The sequence below is a fragment of the Synechococcus sp. WH 8101 genome (assembly GCF_004209775.1).
Classification (GTDB): Bacteria; Cyanobacteriota; Cyanobacteriia; order PCC-6307; family Cyanobiaceae; genus Synechococcus_C.
On sequence record NZ_CP035914.1, the window covers coordinates 1,598,552 to 1,617,607 of the forward strand.

The 19,056-nt window shown below is 61.7% G+C and carries 19 protein-coding genes; 12 read left to right on the forward strand and 7 right to left on the reverse strand.

What is annotated here, in order from left to right:
- Positions 1 to 31: 31 nt before the first annotated feature.
- On the reverse strand, positions 32 to 421 hold the full coding sequence (locus SynWH8101_RS08395; RefSeq protein WP_254427920.1) for an Hsp20/alpha crystallin family protein: 390 nt from the start codon (positions 419 to 421) through the stop codon (positions 32 to 34).
- A gap of 145 nt (positions 422 to 566) precedes the next feature.
- Positions 567 to 1,271 carry an STAS/SEC14 domain-containing protein gene (locus tag SynWH8101_RS08400; protein ID WP_165380961.1) on the reverse strand — a complete coding sequence of 235 codons (705 nt, stop codon included), beginning with the start codon at positions 1,269 to 1,271 and terminating at the stop codon, positions 567 to 569.
- A gap of 187 nt (positions 1,272 to 1,458) precedes the next feature.
- Here SynWH8101_RS08400 and SynWH8101_RS08405 point away from each other — a divergent pair, with 187 nt between their 5' ends.
- The 3 genes from SynWH8101_RS08405 to SynWH8101_RS08415 are packed head-to-tail and all read left to right on the forward strand — an operon-like array spanning position 1,459 to position 3,180.
- Positions 1,459 to 1,959 (forward strand): YbhB/YbcL family Raf kinase inhibitor-like protein, encoded by a 501-nt coding sequence (locus SynWH8101_RS08405; RefSeq protein ID WP_130129380.1) that lies wholly within the window; start codon positions 1,459 to 1,461, stop codon positions 1,957 to 1,959.
- On the forward strand, positions 1,937 to 2,431 hold the full coding sequence (locus tag SynWH8101_RS08410) for a hypothetical protein (RefSeq protein ID WP_254427921.1): 495 nt from the start codon (positions 1,937 to 1,939) through the stop codon (positions 2,429 to 2,431). Before SynWH8101_RS08405 ends, SynWH8101_RS08410 begins: the two co-directional genes overlap by 23 nt.
- A complete protein-coding gene (locus SynWH8101_RS08415) occupies positions 2,428 to 3,180 on the forward strand; it encodes a ZIP family metal transporter (RefSeq protein WP_130129381.1) in 753 nt (250 codons plus the stop codon). Before SynWH8101_RS08410 ends, SynWH8101_RS08415 begins: the two co-directional genes overlap by 4 nt.
- 12 nt (positions 3,181 to 3,192) lie before the next feature.
- Here the strand turns inward: SynWH8101_RS08415 and SynWH8101_RS08420 are convergent, their stop codons facing one another.
- Positions 3,193 to 3,369 carry a hypothetical protein gene (locus SynWH8101_RS08420; RefSeq protein ID WP_130129382.1) on the reverse strand — a complete coding sequence of 59 codons (177 nt, stop codon included), beginning with the start codon at positions 3,367 to 3,369 and terminating at the stop codon, positions 3,193 to 3,195.
- A gap of 228 nt (positions 3,370 to 3,597) precedes the next feature.
- On the opposite strand from SynWH8101_RS08420, the gene SynWH8101_RS08425 reads away from it, so the two are divergent.
- The 3 genes from SynWH8101_RS08425 (at position 3,598) to SynWH8101_RS14125 (ending at position 8,265) form a co-directional block, all read left to right on the forward strand.
- Positions 3,598 to 6,387: a cation-transporting P-type ATPase gene (locus SynWH8101_RS08425; protein ID WP_130129383.1), complete on the forward strand. Its 2,790-nt coding sequence runs from the start codon at positions 3,598 to 3,600 to the stop codon at positions 6,385 to 6,387.
- A 57-nt stretch (positions 6,388 to 6,444) separates the two neighbouring features.
- On the forward strand, positions 6,445 to 8,016 hold the full coding sequence (locus SynWH8101_RS08430; protein ID WP_130129384.1) for a B12-binding domain-containing radical SAM protein: 1,572 nt from the start codon (positions 6,445 to 6,447) through the stop codon (positions 8,014 to 8,016).
- Between the two features lie 75 nt (positions 8,017 to 8,091).
- Positions 8,092 to 8,265 (forward strand): hypothetical protein, encoded by a 174-nt coding sequence (locus tag SynWH8101_RS14125; RefSeq protein ID WP_165380962.1) that lies wholly within the window; start codon positions 8,092 to 8,094, stop codon positions 8,263 to 8,265.
- Here the strand turns inward: SynWH8101_RS14125 and SynWH8101_RS08435 are convergent.
- Positions 8,244 to 9,290, reverse strand: a complete 1,047-nt coding sequence (locus SynWH8101_RS08435; protein ID WP_130129385.1) for a sensor domain-containing diguanylate cyclase — start codon at positions 9,288 to 9,290, stop codon at positions 8,244 to 8,246. The two genes, SynWH8101_RS14125 and SynWH8101_RS08435, sit on opposite strands and share 22 nt — an antisense overlap.
- Before the next feature lie 83 nt (positions 9,291 to 9,373).
- Positions 9,374 to 9,625 (reverse strand): hypothetical protein, encoded by a 252-nt coding sequence (locus SynWH8101_RS14535; RefSeq protein ID WP_371413206.1) that lies wholly within the window; start codon positions 9,623 to 9,625, stop codon positions 9,374 to 9,376.
- A gap of 212 nt (positions 9,626 to 9,837) precedes the next feature.
- Here SynWH8101_RS14535 and SynWH8101_RS08445 point away from each other — a divergent pair, with 212 nt between their 5' ends.
- The gene (locus SynWH8101_RS08445) at positions 9,838 to 10,485 is read left to right on the forward strand and encodes a response regulator transcription factor (RefSeq protein WP_130129387.1); all 648 of its coding nucleotides are present in this window, start codon (positions 9,838 to 9,840) and stop codon (positions 10,483 to 10,485) included.
- On the opposite strand, the gene SynWH8101_RS08450 is transcribed toward SynWH8101_RS08445, so the two are convergent.
- Positions 10,385 to 11,215 carry a HAMP domain-containing sensor histidine kinase gene (locus SynWH8101_RS08450; RefSeq protein ID WP_165380963.1) on the reverse strand — a complete coding sequence of 277 codons (831 nt, stop codon included), beginning with the start codon at positions 11,213 to 11,215 and terminating at the stop codon, positions 10,385 to 10,387. The genes SynWH8101_RS08445 and SynWH8101_RS08450 overlap by 101 nt on opposite strands.
- 120 nt (positions 11,216 to 11,335) lie before the next feature.
- Entirely contained in the window at positions 11,336 to 13,729 is a 2,394-nt protein-coding gene (ppsA, locus tag SynWH8101_RS08455) for a phosphoenolpyruvate synthase (RefSeq protein ID WP_130129389.1), read from the reverse strand.
- A 116-nt stretch (positions 13,730 to 13,845) separates the two neighbouring features.
- Between ppsA and SynWH8101_RS08460 the strand changes: the two genes are divergently transcribed.
- The 5 genes from SynWH8101_RS08460 to SynWH8101_RS08485 all read left to right on the forward strand — a co-directional run bounded on the left by SynWH8101_RS08460 (position 13,846) and on the right by SynWH8101_RS08485 (position 19,048).
- Positions 13,846 to 14,712: a sigma-70 family RNA polymerase sigma factor gene (locus SynWH8101_RS08460; RefSeq protein ID WP_130129390.1), complete on the forward strand. Its 867-nt coding sequence runs from the start codon at positions 13,846 to 13,848 to the stop codon at positions 14,710 to 14,712.
- A gap of 42 nt (positions 14,713 to 14,754) precedes the next feature.
- Positions 14,755 to 15,015, forward strand: coding sequence for a ferrous iron transport protein A (locus tag SynWH8101_RS08465; RefSeq protein WP_130129391.1), 261 nt, complete (start codon positions 14,755 to 14,757; stop codon positions 15,013 to 15,015).
- 31 nt (positions 15,016 to 15,046) lie between these two features.
- Positions 15,047 to 15,703, forward strand: coding sequence for a methyltransferase domain-containing protein (locus SynWH8101_RS08470; RefSeq protein ID WP_130129392.1), 657 nt, complete (start codon positions 15,047 to 15,049; stop codon positions 15,701 to 15,703).
- Positions 15,700 to 16,245, forward strand: a complete 546-nt coding sequence (locus tag SynWH8101_RS08475; protein ID WP_130129393.1) for an isoprenylcysteine carboxylmethyltransferase family protein — start codon at positions 15,700 to 15,702, stop codon at positions 16,243 to 16,245. Before SynWH8101_RS08470 ends, SynWH8101_RS08475 begins: the two co-directional genes overlap by 4 nt.
- Before the next feature lie 1,432 nt (positions 16,246 to 17,677).
- Complete coding sequence (locus SynWH8101_RS08485) at positions 17,678 to 19,048, forward strand: cytochrome ubiquinol oxidase subunit I (protein WP_254427923.1); 1,371 nt, start codon at positions 17,678 to 17,680, stop codon at positions 19,046 to 19,048.
- Positions 19,049 to 19,056: the final 8 nt, after the last annotated feature.

Genomic DNA, 19,056 nt, shown 5'->3' on the forward strand with positions numbered 1-19,056 from the left:
CGGCAGTTGCTCAGCACGGGCACACCAGCTATCAAGACACAGGAATCTTGATCGCCTTTGTTTCGACCGCGCCGCCCTTGCGGGGGATGGAAATCGTGAGCTCACCATTTTCGCAGTGGGCCTTCACTGCCTTGAGATCCGCGTCTTCAGGCAAGGTAAAACTGCGACTGAAGCTGCCATAGGAGCGCTCGACCCGGTGAAAACGAGGATTCTTCTCCTCTTTTTCCCGTTTCCGTTCACCTTGCACGGTGAGTCGGTCACCCGACACCATCACCGACACATCATCACGGCGCATGCCCGGTAGATCGGCTTTGAATTGATAGGAGCCATTGGCTTCATAGATGTCCACACGAGGGCCCCATTCATTCCAGGGCATCGTGGATGTGAATGGCATCGTCGGCATGGCCAGGGCTCGATCCATCATCGCTTCAAGATCATTGAGAGGCTCCCACTTGATCAAGCTCATGTCATCACCTCAAAGGTGTGAAGAGGACACCTTCAGGATATGAATCCCCGTGAAGGCTGAGGATGAAGGGGCTGATCTGCATCAGCCCCACTGCATGGACTCAATCCTGGCAGATCCACTCCTGCGCCTCCAGCATGCGCCCACTGGGAAACACTTCGACCCTGGGCTCACCAAAGCCGCGAACAAGCCTGTGCGCCAACTGCTGCCAGAGCTCACCTGTGACCACCGCAATGCGGGAAGGTTGTTGCCTGTAGGTGTGAATCAGTCGCAGGTGCTCCCGTAGCGCTGTCAATGCAAGCCAACCATCAAACTGACGCAGATCCACAAGTACACGGGGGCGCTCACCGGCGGTAAACAGCCTTGACAGGTCTGTCTCGATGCGTGCAAAGGTCTGCGAATCCAGTAAACCAAGCAGCGTGATCGTGATGACATCACCTGCCCGTTCGAGATGGATGGTGCCAAGGGATTCACTCAACCAACGACGTGCCTCATCTTGTTGCTCCAGACGAAACATGCGCACAGGGCATGGAAGCAGCAGGGCCATCACCGTCGTGGCGTGACGGATCAGGGGCTGATCCGTCACGACGGCGATCCGCTCGAAACCCTCCCAGTGGCGTAGTCCCAGCACCGCGTCATCGAGCGCTGCTGCCAAGCCAAAATGCTGAAAGCTTGATTCAAACACCAGCAGAGCCTTGATGCGCTCAACGTCCAGCAGCCTTGATTCGATCGTTGGCACCACACAGCGCTGTAATTCTGCATCACTGACCTGACCACGAAATGCGAAACCCACAGTGGCTGAGGGCAAGGATTCGATCACTTCAATCATTGGATGGGTGAGAACATCGGCAGAACCGTATCGCCTCGTTATCTCGGCCCTGAACGATGATCCAAAGCCGCTGCATCCATGCAGCATGCCGCAGGCTGATCCACAGCAACAGTCGCGGTTCTCCTTGGTCACCCGCAAAGTTGAGGCCGAACTCTGTAGACAGCGAATGGCCAGCGGTAACGGCGTGTTTCACCTCGATTCACCGGCCTTTGGCGATGGCGACCTGATCCCCTTGATTCATACCGCTGAGAGCCTCAACCTCTCGCCGCCATTGCGTTGGGCTGGAGCACCGGCCGGCACCCGGAGCTTTGCACTGATTGTGGATGATCCCGATGCAGCGGGCGGTCACTGGGTGCACTGGGTTCTCTTCAATCTGCCGCCTGAGCAACGCGCCCTTTCCGCAGCTCAGCCGCAATCGCTGCAGTTGGCCAATGGTGCTCGCCAGGGTTGTTGCTGGGGCATCAACCATTTTCAGCGCACCGGCTACCAGGGTCCACTGCCCCCTGAGGGTGAACTGCATCGCTATGTGTTTCAGCTGTATGCCCTCGATGAGTCGCTGCTGCTACCGGCAGGAAGCACAGCGAGTGATCTGCGGGATGCGATGCAGAGCCATGTGCTGGCTGATGCCTCCCTGATCGGACTGTATGGCCGGCATCAGGGTGAATGAGATGGATCTGTTCTCTGTCGCTCTGTTTTCGGCCTTTGTCGTGCTGCCCCCCGTAGGCCAGGCGCTACGGATCGCCGCACTCTGGATTGCCTGGCTGATCGTCATGCTGTTCCACGTGGAGCTGGGGTTGATGCCCTTGTTTCATGGTCGCTCCGTGCAGATCGAAACGGATGTGCCCGTCGCCAGGCTGCCGCGTCTGTTCATGGCGATGTTGCTGTATCTGATGGTGCCGGTGTTGGCGATGCTCTTGGCCTTCCACGCCGCGGCAGATCCGCAAAGCTGGAGTGCGGCATCCAGCTGGCGGGGCGCCCAGTGGTGGTTGAGCCTGCTCTACACGCTCACCAACCTGATTCACCTCACCGCCGACATCCGCATCCCCGATGCGCGCCGTGATCAGATCGTGCTGATGAGCTTTCTGACCCTGATCGGTCTGATGCTCAATGTGGAGACCTGGCTGTGGTGGCGCGGATGAGCGCCGATCTGACCAGCGCCATCACAATCGCCATAGGTGCCGTGCTGATGAGCCTGATCGCCATGGTGGGAGCGATCACCCTGGTGCTGCCGGCCCGTCGACTGGAAGCTCTGCTGCTGCCACTGGTGGCTCTTGCGGCGGGATCACTGCTCGGAGGTGCACTGTTCCACATGCTTCCCGAGGGATTCTCCCAACTGCTGCCCCGCCGTGGAGCGCTCTGGATCGGCGCTGGTTTCAGCACCTTCCTGGTGCTGGAGCAATCGCTGCATTGGCATCACAGCCATCGCGCGCAGACGCATCGATCAACCGTTGCCGTGAAACCGATGGCTCTGTTGATCCTGCTCGGCGATGGTCTGCACAACTTCATCGGTGGCCTGGGCATCACCGGCACTTATCTGATCAATCCGGCGGCGGGGGTCGCCGCCTGGTTTGCAGCTGTGCTGCACGAAATCCCCCAGGAGCTGGGCGATTTCGGCGTGCTGGTCCACAGCGGCTGGCCACCGACTCGCGCCCTGTTCTGGAATCTGATCTCGGCACTCACCTTCCCGCTCGGTGCCCTGCTGGCCTGGAGTTTTCGCGCCAGCCTGCCCCTGGCCCCCCTGGTGCTCTTTGCCGCCGGAAACTTTCTCTACATCGCCGCCTCGGATCTGGTTCCAGAGATCAAGGCCACACAGCGCACCCTGCCGGCCCTGGCCAATGTGGGTTGGTTTCTGCTCGGCCTGCTGATGCTGCAGCGACTGGCTATTTAATCGTCACGCGCCTCACTTCTCGCGCGCCAGGGATTCCTCAATCAGATAGGCGGCCAGGTTGCTGATCGACCGCCCTTCGGAACTGCTGCGCAGCACCAATCGCTCATACACTGCATGGGCAAGCGTCACCGTGAGGCGTTGTGGTGACTTGAATCGAGCCGGTTGGTTGGGGTTTCCAGATGGCGCCATACCTCAAGAACAACGCAACGTTTCAGCGGCACAACACCCCGCGAAACGGCCTGGTGAAGTCGTGCCTTCATGACTGATGCAAGCGCACCTTAGTGCTCTTGCAAATGCAAGCGCAGCCTTCCGTTGTGGGAATGCGCTGATGTCAGGACAACGAAAATTGAAACGTTTCTGCAGCGCCCGCAGCAATCCAAACGGCATCAGCCTTGATCTGCCTTCCGGCGGACCCTCGTGCAGCTCGCCGCCAGTCAACCGATCTGGGCACTCCAACGCCATCAACTCTGGTCAGCCCTTCGCACCAGGCCTGAGGGACTGAGCAGCGCAGAAGCGGCAGCCCGTCTGCAGCGCTTCGGCCCTAACAGTCTCCCTCCCCTGCGGCGGCGCCCCCTGGCACTGCGCTTCACCGACCAGCTGGTGCACTTCATGGCCCTGCTGCTCTGGGTGGCGGGCGGTCTGGCCTTCCTGGCCCAGGCGCCTCAACTCGGCTGGGTGATCTGGGCTGTGGTGCTGATCAACGCCCTCTTTTCCTTCTGGCAGGAATTCAAAGCGGAACGCACGCTGGAGGCATTGGCAAGCAACCTGCCAGCCCAGGTGCAGGTGTGGCGCGATGGCCAGTTGCAACAGCGCACGGCCCTCGAGCTGGTCTGCGGCGATCGGATTGTTCTCGAGGAAGGCGACCGGATCCCCGCCGACTGCCGGTTGTTGGTGGCCCATCAGCTGGCGGTGAATCTCTCGGTGCTCACAGGCGAATCCCTACCGGTGTGCCGAGAGGACACGATTCAGTCGGAGGCCAATCTCCCCAGCCGTGAACGCTCGAATCTGCTCCTGGCGGGATCGACGGTGGTCGCTGGCCATGGCGAAGCGCTCGTGTATGCCACCGGAGCGGAAACCGAATTGGGGCAGATGGCTCACCTCTCGGCCAGCACAAGCCGCGGCATCAGCACCCTGGAGGTGCAGATCCAGCGGATTGTCCACACGATCACGCTGATCGCGGTGAGCACAGGCGTGCTCACCTTCCTGGTGGACCTTTTGATCGTTCGCCTCACGCCTCTCGAAAGCCTGATCTACGCGGTGGGCATCCTGGTGAGCTTTGTTCCCGAAGGGCTCCTGCCTCAGGTGACACTCACCCTGGCTCTGAATGTGCAGCGCATGGCCCGGCGCCAGGCGCTGGTGCGCAGACTCTCGGCGGTGGAGAGCCTGGGGTCGGTGGGGGTGATCTGCACCGACAAAACCGGCACCCTGACCCAGAACCGTATGGCTGTGGAGACCACCTGGTCGCCTGCGGGCTCCGATCACTGCGATCTGTTGCTCCTCTCCGCCAGCCTCTGCAGCAACGCCAGGATTCAACCCACGGAGACTGGACAGTGGCACGCCAACGGGGATCCGACTGAAGCCGCCCTTGTCATTGCAGCAGTGCAGGCGAAATGGATCGATCTCCACGCTGCACAGGCCTTCCCACGCTACCGAGAAGTGCCATTTGACTCCCATCGCCGCAGGATGAGTGTGGTGGTGGCACCGATGACGCCGATGCCGGGGCTGCCATCACCCGCTTGCCCCGAGCGACTGGTGATCTGCAAAGGAGCGTTGGAGGAGGTGCTGCCGCGCTGCAGCCACTGGCTGAGCGCCGATGCGTTCACACCTCTTGGCCATCAGAACCGTGCGATTGCCGAGGATGCGGAACGCGCCATGGCCGCCAGGGGCATCCGCGTCATCAGCGTGGCCCTACGAACGGGGGATCAGGCACTCGACAACGCGCCACCCGAAGCTCTGGAAAACGATCTGTGCTTGATCGGGCTAGTGGGACTTTATGACCCACCCCGCCCTGAGGTGCCTGATGCCATCCGTCTCTGCAGGAACGCCGGCATCAAGGTGACGATGGTCACGGGCGATGCGGGCCTCACGGCCCAGGCGATCGCCCGCCAGATCGGCCTGCTCGACCCTGAGCCAGGTAACGACCACTCCTCCGGTTTCGATCCTGTGCGGGTGATTGAAGGCAGCACCCTGGAGCGAATCAGCGACCTGCAACTGCGCCACCTTCTGAAGTACCGAACGCGACTGGTGTTTGCCCGCATGTCTCCGGAGCAGAAACTACGGCTCGTGCAGGCCTATCGGCAGCTGGGTGATGTGGTGGCCGTGACGGGCGATGGCGTCAATGACGCGCCGGCCCTGCGGGCTGCAGATGTGGGGGTGGCCATGGGGCGCATTGGCACCGATGTGGCACGAGAAGCTGCCGACATCGTGCTGCTCGACGACAACTTCGCCACCGTTGTGGAGGCCGTGCGCTACGGACGAGGCGTGGTCAGCAACATCCGCAAGTTCATCACCTACATCCTGGTGGCGAACATCGCGGAAGCGACACCCTTTTTTCTGATGGTGGCCTTGCGGATCCCACCGGCCCTCTCGGTGATGCAGATCCTGGCGGTGGACCTGGGCACCGATGTGCTGCCAGCCCTTGGTCTTGGCGCGGAGCGTCCGGATGCCGGGATCATGCAACAACCGCCGCGAGCACGACAGGCACCACTTTTAGATCGCGGGATGCTGATCCGGGCCTACGGATTTCTGGGGGCGCTGGAGGCGTTCTTTGCCATGGCTGCCTATCTGATGGTTTGGCAGCTGGGGGGCGTGAACCTGTGGGAGCTACGCGAACTGACACCAAGCCTGTTCAATCACACGGCGAGCGATCCAATCCAGATGCTTCAACGCAGCGCTTCCAGCGCTGCTTTCGCCACGATCGTGGCCAGCCAGGTTGGTGTGCTGATGGCGTGCCGCAGTGACTGGCGATCGGCATGGTCGATGATGCGCTCGGCCAATGCGCTGCTCTGGCTGGGGGTGGGTGGCGAGCTGGTTCTTTTGATCGCACTGGTGCTTTGGCACCCCCTCGCCGCGCTGTTTGGAATGGCACCGTTTCCGGAGCCGATCCTGCTCTGGATGACCAGCTCGGCTGTGTTGATCGTGCTGGCCGATGACTGGTTGAAACGGCAACAGATGCAACATCGACGCAGAGATACCGTGCATCGGTAACCCACGCATCGACAAGCCGGTCCGCACTCCAATCTGCCCTCAATCGCTGTGGGCTCCATGCGTGTGCTGTTGCTCTATCCCGAATTCCCAAGCACGTTCTGGAGCCTGCATGGGGCTCTGGAATTGCTGGGACGGAAGGTGCTGCTTCCGCCGCTGGGACTGATCACCGTGGCAGCCCTACTTCCGCAGCAGTGGGAGTTCCGTCTGGTGGACACCAACATCCGTCCGGTGCGTGCAGACGATTGGGACTGGGCGGAGCTTGTGATGGCCTCCGCCATGCTCGTGCAACGTCAGCATTTGGCCCAGCTGATTCGTCGTGCCAAACAGCAGCAGCTGCCTGTGGCTGTGGGTGGCCCGTTTGCCACCTCCACGCCGGACGCTCCGGAATTGAAGGACGCTGATTATCGAATCCTGGATGAGGGGGAAATCACGATCCCGCTGTTTCTGGAGGCCCTGGCCCGGGGTGAGACGCAAGGACAATTCCGAGCAGGGGGCGAACGGCCGGATGTGCATCAGTCACCGATTCCCCGATTCGACCTACTCGATTTCAAGCACTACAGCATGATGGCCGTCCAGTTTTCCAGAGGCTGTCCGTATCAGTGTGAATTTTGCGACATTATCGTGCTCTACGGCCGCAAGCCACGCACCAAAGAGCCCTCCCAATTGCTCGCAGAACTCGATTGCCTTCATGCTCTCGGTTGGGGTGGAGAAATCTTTCTTGTTGATGACAATTTTATCGGCAACAAGCGCAACGTGAAGCGACTTCTGCCCGTGCTACTGCATTGGCAACGCTTGCATCAGTGGCCCTTCAGCTTCACCACCGAAGCCTCCCTCGATCTGGCCCAGGATGAGGAGCTGATGATCGCGATGGCGATGGCAGGGTTCAGGCGGGTGTTTCTGGGGATTGAAACTCCGGATCAAGACAGCCTCAAGCTCACGAACAAAATCCAAAACACGCGCCATCCCCTCGATCTGGCCGTGGAGAGAATCACTGCCCATGGTTTGGAGGTGATGGCAGGATTTATTTTGGGCTTTGATGGCGAAACAACCGGAGCCGGGGATCGGATTGTGCAGTTCATTGAACGCACCGGGATCCCCTTGGCCATGGTTGGCATTCTGGTGGCCTTGCCGAACACGGCCTTGTGGCATCGCCTGCAGAATGAGGGGCGACTACTCGAGAGCAAGGACGGCTTCGATCAGGGGGTGCAAACCCATCTGCTCAACTTTCGACCGCAGCGCCCGATGCCGGAGATCGCCGCAGAATTTCTACAGGCCTTCGCAACGCTCTACGACCCACACGCCTATCTGGAGCGGGTGTTTCGTTACTGCTGCTGGCTTGATGCCGGACGGCGTCGGATCGGCCACGAACCGGACCAACATTGGCGATGGAATCAGAGTGCAGGCTTGCTCCGGGGAATCACGATTCTCTGTTGGCGTCAGGGGGTTCTGCGCAAGACACGCTGGCTGTTCTGGAAGCATTTATGGCAGATCGCGACTCATCATCCCCTGATCCTGGATGAATACCTCTGGCTCTTGATGCTCAATGAACATTTCATCACCTATCAAGTCAGCATGACCAATCAGGTGCAACAGCAGCTTCAGCTCTTGACCAGCACCATGCCGTCATGACGAGGCACTCCTGCGTCAGGTGACGTGATCGAAACCAATGGCACCGATCATCACAAGAGTCTGCACCATTCACCCATGTCGACGCAGCATCAAGACGACGAGCTCAAAAAACTGATCGCCTGGTTTGATGAACGGGATCCGCAGGCGGAGGCCTGGCTGAAGGCGATGGCCGATCGTGTCTTCATTCGGGCCTCCCTGGAACAACTCTGGAAGGGAGGGGAGCCAACTCACCACCGACCGGAGGTGTGATTCGCCGCCTGCAGGGGGGTGGCCTCACGCAGCTCTACCAGGGCGCCATGGCCCTGCAGGCGAGCCAGATCCAACGCCTGTTCAGAGCGATGCACCAGATCATCAAAACTGCGATCCGCCGCATGGGTGAGGGCAAGGCCGATCACCGGATTCATCACATAGCCGGGAGGAGCGGACGTCAACTCCATCGCTGCCAGTTTGCTCTGCAGCTCCCGGGCCAACGTGATGCCCTGCTCCACCTCCTGGAGAGGCAGCAAGAGAGCAAAGCGGTCGGCCTGCATGTGAGCAGGAAAATCCTCGGGCCTGGCGTGCTCAGCCAACGCTCTACCCACATCATGCAGAAAGTGATCGCCTTGTTCGTGTCCGCAACTACGGTTGACGGCACGGAAGTTGTTGCAATCCAACAAGAGCAATGCCAGCGGCTGAGCCTGTTCTGTGGCTGCCTGCCATTCCTTCCGCCCCACCCGAAGCAACTGATGCAGGGTGGGTAAGCCGGTGACCGGACAGCGATGGTGCTGTTCATGGCGTTGCAATTCCAGAACCACCAGATCAGCCAACCAACGCAACTGCTGCCGTTGGCGTTCTCTCGGATGGTGGGGATGGCGCGGATCAGCAACACAGAGGGTGCCGAGCCTCGCGCCATGGGGGCCTTTCAGCACAGCCGCAGCGTAAAAACGCAGGCCCGGTTCACCACGCACCAGGGGGTTGTCTCGAAAGCGGGGATCCCGCCGCGCATCCGGAATGACAAACAGCTCGCCCTCGGCGGCGATGGCTTGACTGCAGAAGGAGAGATCACGGGGAATCGCCTCCAGATCACACCCAACACCCACCAAGGGACGCTGGTGCTCGGCGTCCACGATCGACACCATCGCCATGGGCGCTTCCAGGCAACTGCTGGCCAACGACACCAAAAGGGAGAGGGCAGGATCGTGCTCCAGGCCGGAACGATCCAACCGCTGCACCTCTCGGAGGCGCTCCGCTTCCTGAGCACTGTGAACACCAGTGCGTGCAATCAGTTGCGTCATGATCGACCTCTCTCGCCCTTAACCCCAGGCTATGAAAGCTGTCTCAGCTCGTGAGACAGCTGAGAGCTTCATGACGCCGAGCTTCACTGAGACTTTGCTGAGGCACCAAGGCAGCCCGGGGAGAAGCAGGGGCTGGTGGGCTGCAACGAGGCCTCGAGCAGGAATGCAGCCAGATTGCTGAGCGAGCGCCCCTCATGGATGCTGCGCTGCATCAGGCCGTGGGCGATCGCAAAGGGAAGTGTGATCGTGATCCGCTGACTGGAACGAAACCCAACGCGTACGGACGATGTTTGGGGAGACTGCGACAACACCATGGGAACAATCTGACAGGACATAGCCGGTTGGCCCAATGAGCTTCTAGCCAGCGCAGTGCCGCTGCCAAGATCCCACTTCAGGGCGTCCTACAAAAGGGATGGCTGCTTGATGTAGAAACTTCATAAAACCTCGTTGCTTCTTGATCAAGTCGTCAGAAAGAAGTAGAATGAATGAATGAATGAATGAATGAATGAATGAATGAATGAATATAATCATCATCGCAGCTTAAGCCATGAATGTGATCGTGCTGGATGATCATCGGATGGTGGCCCAGTCCATCGCTGCCCTGCTCTCTGAGCTTGGTGGACTGTCGGTGTTAGGAGTCTGCAGCGGCGTCAACGACGCCTGTGCCTTGATCAAGCGGCAGCCGCCCGACCTGCTGGTGTTGGATGTGGACCTGGGTGGTGATGATTACCGCGATGCTGTCCATCTGCTGCACCGCCTTGCACCCGAAGCCCATGTGCTCTTTGTCACCGCTCTGGGGGCCAAGTTTCAACCACCCGCTGAGCTTCGCGCCTTCACCATTGGCGTGGTCGACAAGACCCAGGCTTGGGAGCAACTGCTGAGCAGTCTGCAACTCTGGCGAGCTCAGCACGGCGCTCCGGCGATCAATCTGACGATCGATCAGCTGCAGCGCATCCAGGCGCTCGCACCAAGGGAACAGCGCTTGATGAAAGCCCTCGGCCATGGACTGCTCAACAAAGAAATTGCCCGTTCATTAAATCTAAAAGAAGCCACTGTGAAGACTTACCGAAAACATGTGGCGACCAGCCTCGGTGTCAGTGGATCCCAACTGGTGCGCCTGGCAACGCTCTATCGATGCTGGTGCCTGGATCAACAGAACAGGGCTGGAACCAAAGGGAACATTCAGCTCCCCTGAGCGCCTGCGATCGCGCCAGCGTCAATCGACCTCGATGTTGCTTCGCAATGGCATGCACCGTAAACAGACCCAAGCCCATGCCTCCTGCTGTCGAACTGTTCATCATCAATTCGCGTATGGAGTCACTGGGTAAGCCAGGTCCGCTATCGGCCACCTGCACCAGAATCTGTCCAGCATTCTCAGCCAGAGTCACCGCAAGATGGCGGTGCTGCGGTTCCACGTCGAGCAGCGCCTGCTGAGCATTGACCAAAAGATTGCGGATCGCGATGCTGATCTGGGCTTGGTTCAGCTCCAGAATCACAGGCTCAGCGGGCAGATCCAGATGCAACTGAATCTGGCGCAGGCTGCGTTCGGCACAACGACTGGCAACCAGCTTGTGCACCAGGGCCACCAGATCCACAGGCTCCGTCTGGCCCGGCTGACCACGCAGTAATGCTGTGATTGTGTCGATCAATTGATCGATCTGCTGCGCTGATCGCTGCAGATTCTGAACCTCTGCGAGCACAGCCTCAGGCTGTTCAACACCGCTTTCCAGGCGGCATTGCAGCAGGCGGCTCTGCAGCAGCAGATGACTGAGGGGCTGACGTAATTCATGGGCCAGAGCTGAGGCCTGAAGTCCGCGCTCCAACTTGGCTTCCAGCAAGGCTTGCTGGCGCAGCTGAACAACCTTCAGGCGGCGATTGTGCTGCACAAGCACGACCACCAGGAGGAGCAGGGCGACAGCCGCCATTGAGACCCACATCACTGGAACAGCAAGCAGGGTCCTTTCACACTGACGCCTAGCAACCCGATGACATGTGCGGCCGTAAACAGTGCTGCACATTGGCAGCATCATCGCCGCGGATGCGCATCAACCAATGGCCTGCGCCGCTTCAATCGTGGCCACCTTGAGACGCATCCGCAGCACCGCATCCGGGTTGAGGCTGATCGAATCGATGCCTTCCCGCACCAGAAATTCAGCCAAAGCCGGATGGTCACTCGGCGCCTGGCCGCAGATCCCCACCGGTTTGCCGCAGCGCTTGGCCGCTCTGATCAACAGTTGCATCATCGCCAGCACCGCTGGATCCCGTTCGTCAAACCAGGGCGCCACGGCAGCGGAATCACGATCCAACCCCAGGGTGAGCTGGGTGAGATCGTTGGAGCCAATCGAAAAGCCATCAAACCGCTGGGCGAGCGCATCTGCGCTCAGGGCATTGGCTGGTAATTCACACATCACATACACCTGCAGACCATCACGGCCACGCACCAACCCCTGCTCGGCCATTGCCGCCAGCACCCGATCGCCTTCCTGAGGTGTGCGGCAGAAGGGCACCATCGGAATCAGGTTGGTCAGTCCCAACGTCTCCCTTGCCTTCTGAATGGCCTGACACTCCAGGGCAAAGGCTTCCTGAAATCCCGCTGAGGTGTAGCGGAGGGCGCCACGCCAGCCAAGCATCGGATTGTCTTCCTCGGGTTCGAAGACGCGCCCGCCGAGCAGATGGGCATATTCGTTGCTTTTGAAATCGGAAAAGCGCACCAACACTGGCCGGGGGTAGAACGCTGCCGCCAACCGACCGATTCCCTCCACCAATTGGGTGCGATACCCCTCCACCGGATCGGATGTTGAGGCCTCAGCCAGCCGGGCCGCGATCAAGTGCCGTTCGTGCGGATCCACCACACGCTCGGGATGGAGCAGGGCCATCGGATGCACACCGATCTGATGCGCAATCACAAATTCCAGTCGCGCCAGGCCGACCCCATCACAAGGGATCGCCGCTAAGCGAAAGGCCTCCTCCGGGTTGGCCACATTCATCAGAATGCGGGTGCGCGTTGGAGGAAGGTCACCCAGATCCCGTTCCTCCACATGGAAAGGCACGGCACCGCGATACACCAGCCCCTCATCTCCCTCACAGCAACTCACGGTGACCAGCTGACCGGGCTGAATGCGCAAGGTGCCATCACCGGTGCCCACGATCGCCGGTAGTCCCAACTCCCGCGCCAGGATGGCCGCATGGCAGGTGCGCCCACCGCGATCGGTGATCACAGCGGCGGCGCGCTGAAGAATTGGCTCCCAGTCAGGGTCGGTGCGGGGTGTGACCAACACTTCACCGTTCTGAAACGTGTCCATCTCCTGTTGTGTGTGCAACACACGGGCAACACCACTGCACACACCAGCCCCGATCGCACGCCCGAGGCAGATCGGCTCGCCACCAACGTCATCGAGCACCCAACGGCGCAACACGGTGGCCGGGCGCCTGGCCTGAACCGTTTCCGGGCGCGCCTGAAGAATGAACAGTTCCCCGCTGTCGCCATCCTTGGCCCATTCGAGATCCAGGGGAGTGGGCTGGCCGCGTTGGGCGCTCAGATGCGCTTCGATCCGACAGGCCCAGCGACTGAGCTGCAGCACCTCGTCAGGCGACAGGGCAAAGCGGCGCTGCAAATCTTCCGGCACGGACTCGAGCCGGATGCAACCGCTGGCATCGAGGACACGCCGGCGGGCCTTGGTGCCGCGGCGCCAGCTGAGGATGGCGGGAAATCCCTGGGCCAGGGTGGGCTTAAAGACGAGGATCTCGTCGGGATTGACATCCCCCTGCACCACCGTTTCGCCCAGGCCGTAAGCAGCATTGAGCAACACCACATCGGCGAAGCCCGACTCTGTGTCGAGAGTGAACATCACCCCTGAACAGCCGCGATCGGCCCGCACCATGCGTTGCACCACGATCGCCAGGGCCACCTGCAAGGGGTCAAAGCCATGCAGCTGGCGGTAAGCGATCGCTCGATCGGTGAACAGGGATCCATAACAACGACGACAGGCTTCCAGCAGGGCCTCGTCGCCTCGCACATTGAGGATCGTGTCTTGCTGCCCAGCGAAGGAGGCCTCCGGCAGGTCTTCGGCGGTTGCACTGGAGCGCACCGCCACGGCAGGCCGGCCCATGGCCCGGTAGGCGTCGAGGATCGCCTCAACTAAGGCTGCTGGCAGCGGGGTGTGCTGAACCAAACCCCGGGCTGCAGAGCCGGCTGCATGCAGTGCCGAAAGATCCTGCACATCGAGATTCCCGAGCAGTTTCTCCAAGGGTCGCTGCAACGCCCCCGCCTTCAGCAGCAGGCGATAGGCCTCGGCTGTGGTGGTGAAGCCTTCGGGCACGCGGATGCCTTCAGCGCTCAAGCAGCGGCGCATCTCACCGAGCGAAGCGCTTTTGCCACCCACGATCGCGATGGCATCGTGCCCGACCGCATCGAGCGGCAGCACAAGATCAGATGACACCGCCCCTCATCCCACTCATGGAACGATGGGTTCGCCATGGCAGACCCGCGAGCTCTGCGTAGTTCTTGCAGTTGATCTGCAGCGAGAGGAGTGTGGCGCTGCGATCGGCCTAAGACATGGCCAACATTCGCCCGGCCCAACCGATGCGTGATGGAGCTGTGACCCTGATCCTCAATGGGGCTGGTCGCCAGCCGATCCCCACAAAGGCGGAGCAACTCCACCTTGCGCGTCTGATCCGGCAGGGTCAGGCGGTGGGCGCCTCTCGATCTCAGGCTCGAGCCGGTCAACGGGCCTGCCAGCGCCTGATGAGCGGCAACGTTCGACTGGCGGTGGCGATCGCCCGCGGTTTCATGCCGCGCCTGGGGCAGGGATCGAGCCTGGAATTCGCCGACCTGATTCAAGAGGCGATCATCGGGCTGCACACCGCGGCGCAACGCTTCGATCCGGAACGGGGGTGCAGCTTCAGCACTTATGCGGTGTGGTGGTGTCGCCAATCAGTGCATCGCCTGATCCAGGGGCAGGCCCACACGATTCGGCTTCCGGCCCATGTGCAAGACCTGGAGCGGCGCTGGAATCTGCGTCCGCCCGGCCAGAATCTGGAGCAGTTTTGTGAGCAGTGGCACACCACCCCTGAAGCGATGCAAGGGGTGCTGACCCTCGTGCATCAGGCCAGAACCCGCAGCATCGATGCCGCCGGAGGGGAGCAGGAGCGTGAGGGGATGAGCCTGGCCGAACGGCTGAGTGTTGCCGCCAGTGATCCCCTTGATGCTCTGGACCGCAACCTGCTGCTGGATCGGCTGGCAGCGGCCCTACCGGAGGAGCTGGCCCTAGTCGAACGGCACGTGGTGAAGCAACACACCACCAAGGCGATGGCAACAGAAAGCGCCATCAGCGCCACGGCGATGGCCCGCCGACTGAACCGGGCTCGCAGGAAGCTGCGGGACGCACTGGAGCCCAACAACAGAATCTCGAGACAACAATGACGTTGACACGAAACTGATTCGCAATAGCGGTAGAATCGCGGCATGACCGAGCCCACCACCCTCATCCCCCTCAGCCAGGCGCGCGCTGGCCAGCGGGTCCGCATTCACTCCCTGCCCCAGCAGCCCGAGTGCCGCAGCCGCCTCGCCGCCATGGGAATCCAGATCAGCTCCGAGCTGGAGGTGCTCAGGCTTGGCGCCCCAGGGGGCCTTCTGCACCTCGCCAACGGCTTCCTCGAATTCATGCTGCGCCGGGATGTGGCCCATCACATGACCGTGGAGCTGCTGGCGAACGCCTCACCATGAGTGCAAACGTCTCAACATCAATGTTTTGGTCATGACCGACATGCGCCAGCCGCAGGCATGGGATGCGCGCTATCGGCAGGGCACGGACCGCTGGGAGCTGGGCATGGCAGCGCCACCGCTGCAAGCCTTTCTCGAGCAGCACCCCCTGGCACCCAAGCCCACTGGGACAGTGCTGGTGCCCGGTTGCGGGCGCGGCCATGAAGCCGCCCTGTTGGCCCGCCTGGGCTTCGATGTGGTGGGGCTGGATTTCAGCGTTGAAGCAATCCGTGAAGCCCGGCGCCTGCAGGGCGAACACGAGCACTTGCGCTGGCTTCAGGCCGATCTGTTCGATGGCGCCGCCCTGGATAGAGCCGGTCTGGGGGCCCACAGCCTCAGCGGCGTAGTGGAGCACACCTGCTTCTGCGCCATCGATCCCAGCCAACGCGACCACTACCGCAGCACGGTCGATCGCCTGCTGGAGCCGGGGGGATGGTTGCTCGGGGTGTTTTTCTGCCATGACCGACCCGGTGGCCCGCCCTACGGCAGCGATGCGGAGCAACTGGCAGCGAGCTGGTCGCAGATCGGATTCACCGGCGTGATCTGGGAGCCGGCCCGGGGCTCGGTGGCGCAGCGCAGTGATGAATGGCTTGGGCTCTGGAGCAAACCGAGCCAGGCTGACAACGAAGCCATCCCGGCAGGTTCGCGATGACCCAACCCAACCCTCTGCAGGAACGGCTCACGCGCTGGGGCTTCAGCTGGGCCGGCCTGCGCGATAACCGCCACGGTGAATGGTGGCTGCTCGCCCAGATGACCCTGATCGCAGCCCATGCACTGCCACCGGAACCATCGCTGCAGGCCCTTGGCTGGCACTGGCCTCTGGTCTGGCGCGGGGTCGGTGGCGTGGTGGTGTTGATCGGTGTGGCTGTGGGCGCCCAGGCGGTGTTCTACCTGGGCGATTCCCTCAGTCCGCTGCCGGAACCGATGCCCGGTGCCGCCCTGGTGACCGAAGGGGCCTATGGCCGCTGCCGTCATCCGCTGTATCAATCGCTGTTGTTGTGTTCGCTTGGTGTGGTGCTGCTGTTGGGGAGCCTGCTGCACCTGGGCCTGCTGCTCGCCCTGGCCCTGGTGCTGGGCTGGAAGGCGCGGCGGGAAGAGACACGCCTCTGCGCTGAGCATCCGGATTACGCGACCTACCGGCAGAACACGGCTGCGATCGTGCCCTTTCTACCCTGGCTGGATTGGCGCGGTTGAACCGCCGCTGCCAACGCAGAACGCCGAAGGCCCGGGCCAGGGGAGTGAACGGTCGCAGATAGCCCCCTTCGTGGGGCAGGCCTTTGAGCATGCGATTCCAGTAGATCCAGGGGAAACCGAACCGCTCCAACAGCCACTGGAACCATCTCTCCCGCAGGGGGTTGACCAGAAAACTGCTCACCGGCTGGCGGCTGTAGTCGAATTCCATCAGCATCACCGTGTGATCCGTGGTGATCAACGGGCAAGCGGAATAGCCGTCGTACACGGCCGAGGCCTCTCGCCCCTCCAGTGCAGCGAGTACGTGGGCCGCCACCACCGGCGCCTGCTTGCGGATCGCCGCTGCCGTTTTGGCCGTGGGGAAATTGCCCACATCACCGATGGCCAACACGTTGGCGTAGTGGCGATGTCGCCCACTGGCCGGATCCACATCCATCCAGCCCCCCGGCTCCGCTGAAGCGAGGGGACTGGTCGCCACCACCGGCGGAGCCGTCATCGGCGGCACCACATGCAACAGGTCGTAGTGCAGCGTCTGCAACTGTGGGGATCCGTCCGGTGCCGTCACGGCGAACACCGCCTCGCGACTGCTGCCATGCACGGCCACGAGACGGTGGTTGAGGTGAATCTCGGCGCCGTGCTCCCGTGCAATCCGCCCCATCTGCTCGGCATAGGCGGGCACGGGGAAGAGGCTGGGCTTGGCGCTGCAGAACAGGTAGCGAGTCCTGACGCCCACCCCACTGCGTTGCGCGAAGCGCTCGTGGGCGAGATGCAGGATCTTCTGGGGCGCTCCACCGCATTTGATCGGTGTTTCCGGTTCGGTGAAGATCGCGGTTCCGCCGGCGAAACGCTCCAGCATCCGGCGCGTGTCCTGGGCGAAACGACGGCTGTAGATGCTCACCACACCCTCACGGCCCAGCGCCTGCACTAGACCCGGGATCGAGGTCCAGCCCAGCTCGAGGCCGAGGGCCACGATCAGCACGTCGTAGTGGAGCCGTTCACCCGTGATCAGCTCCAAACGGTTGGCCTCAGGCTCAAAGCGGGCAATGCGGCTGTGAATCCACTCCACATCGGGCGGAAGCACACTCTGCTCCGAACGGCTGGTCTGCTCCGGAGGGATGAAGCCACCAGCCACCAACACCCAGCCCGACTGGTAGTGGTGTTGCGTGGATGGCTCCACCAGGGTGATCGGCACGTCGGGATCGAGGCGACGCAACCAGCTGGCCAGGGTGACACCGCCGGTGCCACCACCGGCGATCAGCACCCGGCGACGCCTTGATGCTCCTTGAGGGATGAATGCCATGAAAGCAAGCCTCTCGCCATATTCATTAACCCCTTCATAGCGATATCGTGATATTCAGAACCAGAGTGTTTTCACCTGTTCTTCCGCCGCTAACAGTGGAAAACGACACCGCCTCAACCCGCCCGGAGCTGCTTCATGCCCCTTGATCCCCTGGTGCTCTCACGCATGCAGTTCGCCCTCACGGCGATCTTCCACATGCTCTGGCCCGTGTTGTCGACCGGGCTGGCGATTTTCCTGGTGGTGCTCGAAGGCTTCTGGCTGCGCACCCGGGATCCCTTCTATTACCGCCAGGCCCGCTTCTGGGCGAAGCTCTACGTGCTCAATTTCGGCATCGGCGTGGCCTCAGGCCTGCCGATGGAGTTCCAGTTCGGCACTAACTGGGCTCCCCTGTCGGAATTCGTGGGGGATTTCTTTGGGGCGGTGCTCGGCTTCGAAGGGGCGATGGCCTTCATGCTCGAAGCAGGCTTCCTCGGAATCATGCTGTTCGGCTGGAACCGGGTTCCCCCGGTCGTCCACTTTCTCTCCACCGTGATGGTGGCCTTCGGCGCCAATCTGTCGGTGTTCTGGATTCTCAGCGCCAATTCCTGGCTGCAGACGCCCGCTGGCGGCAGCTTCGCCGATGGCCATTTCCACGTGCAGAACTACTTCGCTGCGATCAACAACCCCTTCATGCTGCGCAGCGTGTGGCACATGAGCCTGGCCACCGTGGAAACCAGCATGCTGGTGGTGGCCGCGGTGAGTTGCTGGTGGCTGCTACGCCGCGAGGCAGCAGAGGCCATCCGCAGGTTCTTCAGTTTCTCCTTGAAACTGGCTCTGGTGATTCTGCTGGTGGTGGCACCGATGCAGGTGATGGCGGGCCACGAGAGCGCCCTGCAGGTGGCCGAGCACCAACCCACCAAACTGGCCGCGATTGAGGGGATCTGGGACACCCAACCCGCCGGAAGTGCTCCGGAGTGGAGCCTGCTGGCCTTGCCGGATGAAGCGGCGGAGCGGAACCGTTGGCAACTGGGCGTGCCGGGTGGCTTCAGCTGGATTCTCGAAGGTCGCTCCCGCCTCAGCCATGACGTGCGGGGCCTGGACAGCTGGCCCCAGGCCGATCGCCCCAAGATGGTGGGGTTGCTGTTTTATTCCTTCCGGGTGATGGCCGGCATCGGCATCGCCATCACCCTGTTGATGGCGGTGACCATTCTGCTGTGGTGGCGGCGGGGGCTGACGGCGGAGACCCTGAGCCAACTGCCCTGGCTTGGCTGGGCCTGGATCCTGGCGGCGCCGGCGGGATATCTTGCGATCGAAGCGGGCTGGGTGGTGCGCTGCGTGGGCCGGCAACCCTGGACGGTGTATGGCGAACTACGCACAGCCGATGCAGCCACGGTGTTGCCCGCTGGCGAGATTCTCACCAGCTTGATCAGCTTTGCCGTGCTCTACAGCGTGCTGCTGGTCTGCGCCCTCTGGTTCGGTTCCCGCATCATCCGCCGAGGCCCCGACCTCGACCTCACCGCTCCCTAACGCACGAC

Excerpts from the sequence above, each read along its gene's own strand:
- SynWH8101_RS08395 (WP_254427920.1), bottom strand. The coding sequence starts at position 421 with ATGGATCGAGCCCTGGCCATGCCGACGATGCCATTCACATCCACGATG.
- SynWH8101_RS08405 (WP_130129380.1), top strand. The coding sequence starts at position 1,459 with ATGGCCAGCGGTAACGGCGTGTTTCACCTCGATTCACCGGCCTTTGGC.
- SynWH8101_RS08410 (WP_254427921.1), top strand. The coding sequence starts at position 1,937 with ATGGCCGGCATCAGGGTGAATGAGATGGATCTGTTCTCTGTCGCTCTG.
- SynWH8101_RS08415 (WP_130129381.1), top strand. The coding sequence starts at position 2,428 with ATGAGCGCCGATCTGACCAGCGCCATCACAATCGCCATAGGTGCCGTG.
- SynWH8101_RS08420 (WP_130129382.1), bottom strand. The coding sequence starts at position 3,369 with ATGGCGCCATCTGGAAACCCCAACCAACCGGCTCGATTCAAGTCACCA.
- SynWH8101_RS08430 (WP_130129384.1), top strand. The coding sequence starts at position 6,445 with ATGCGTGTGCTGTTGCTCTATCCCGAATTCCCAAGCACGTTCTGGAGC.
- SynWH8101_RS14125 (WP_165380962.1), top strand. The coding sequence starts at position 8,092 with ATGTCGACGCAGCATCAAGACGACGAGCTCAAAAAACTGATCGCCTGG.
- SynWH8101_RS08435 (WP_130129385.1), bottom strand. The coding sequence starts at position 9,290 with ATGACGCAACTGATTGCACGCACTGGTGTTCACAGTGCTCAGGAAGCG.
- SynWH8101_RS14535 (WP_371413206.1), bottom strand. The coding sequence starts at position 9,625 with ATGTCCTGTCAGATTGTTCCCATGGTGTTGTCGCAGTCTCCCCAAACA.
- SynWH8101_RS08445 (WP_130129387.1), top strand. The coding sequence starts at position 9,838 with ATGAATGTGATCGTGCTGGATGATCATCGGATGGTGGCCCAGTCCATC.
- SynWH8101_RS08450 (WP_165380963.1), bottom strand. The coding sequence starts at position 11,215 with ATGGCGGCTGTCGCCCTGCTCCTCCTGGTGGTCGTGCTTGTGCAGCAC.
- SynWH8101_RS08460 (WP_130129390.1), top strand. The coding sequence starts at position 13,846 with ATGGCCAACATTCGCCCGGCCCAACCGATGCGTGATGGAGCTGTGACC.
- SynWH8101_RS08465 (WP_130129391.1), top strand. The coding sequence starts at position 14,755 with ATGACCGAGCCCACCACCCTCATCCCCCTCAGCCAGGCGCGCGCTGGC.
- SynWH8101_RS08470 (WP_130129392.1), top strand. The coding sequence starts at position 15,047 with ATGACCGACATGCGCCAGCCGCAGGCATGGGATGCGCGCTATCGGCAG.
- SynWH8101_RS08475 (WP_130129393.1), top strand. The coding sequence starts at position 15,700 with ATGACCCAACCCAACCCTCTGCAGGAACGGCTCACGCGCTGGGGCTTC.
- SynWH8101_RS08485 (WP_254427923.1), top strand. The coding sequence starts at position 17,678 with ATGCCCCTTGATCCCCTGGTGCTCTCACGCATGCAGTTCGCCCTCACG.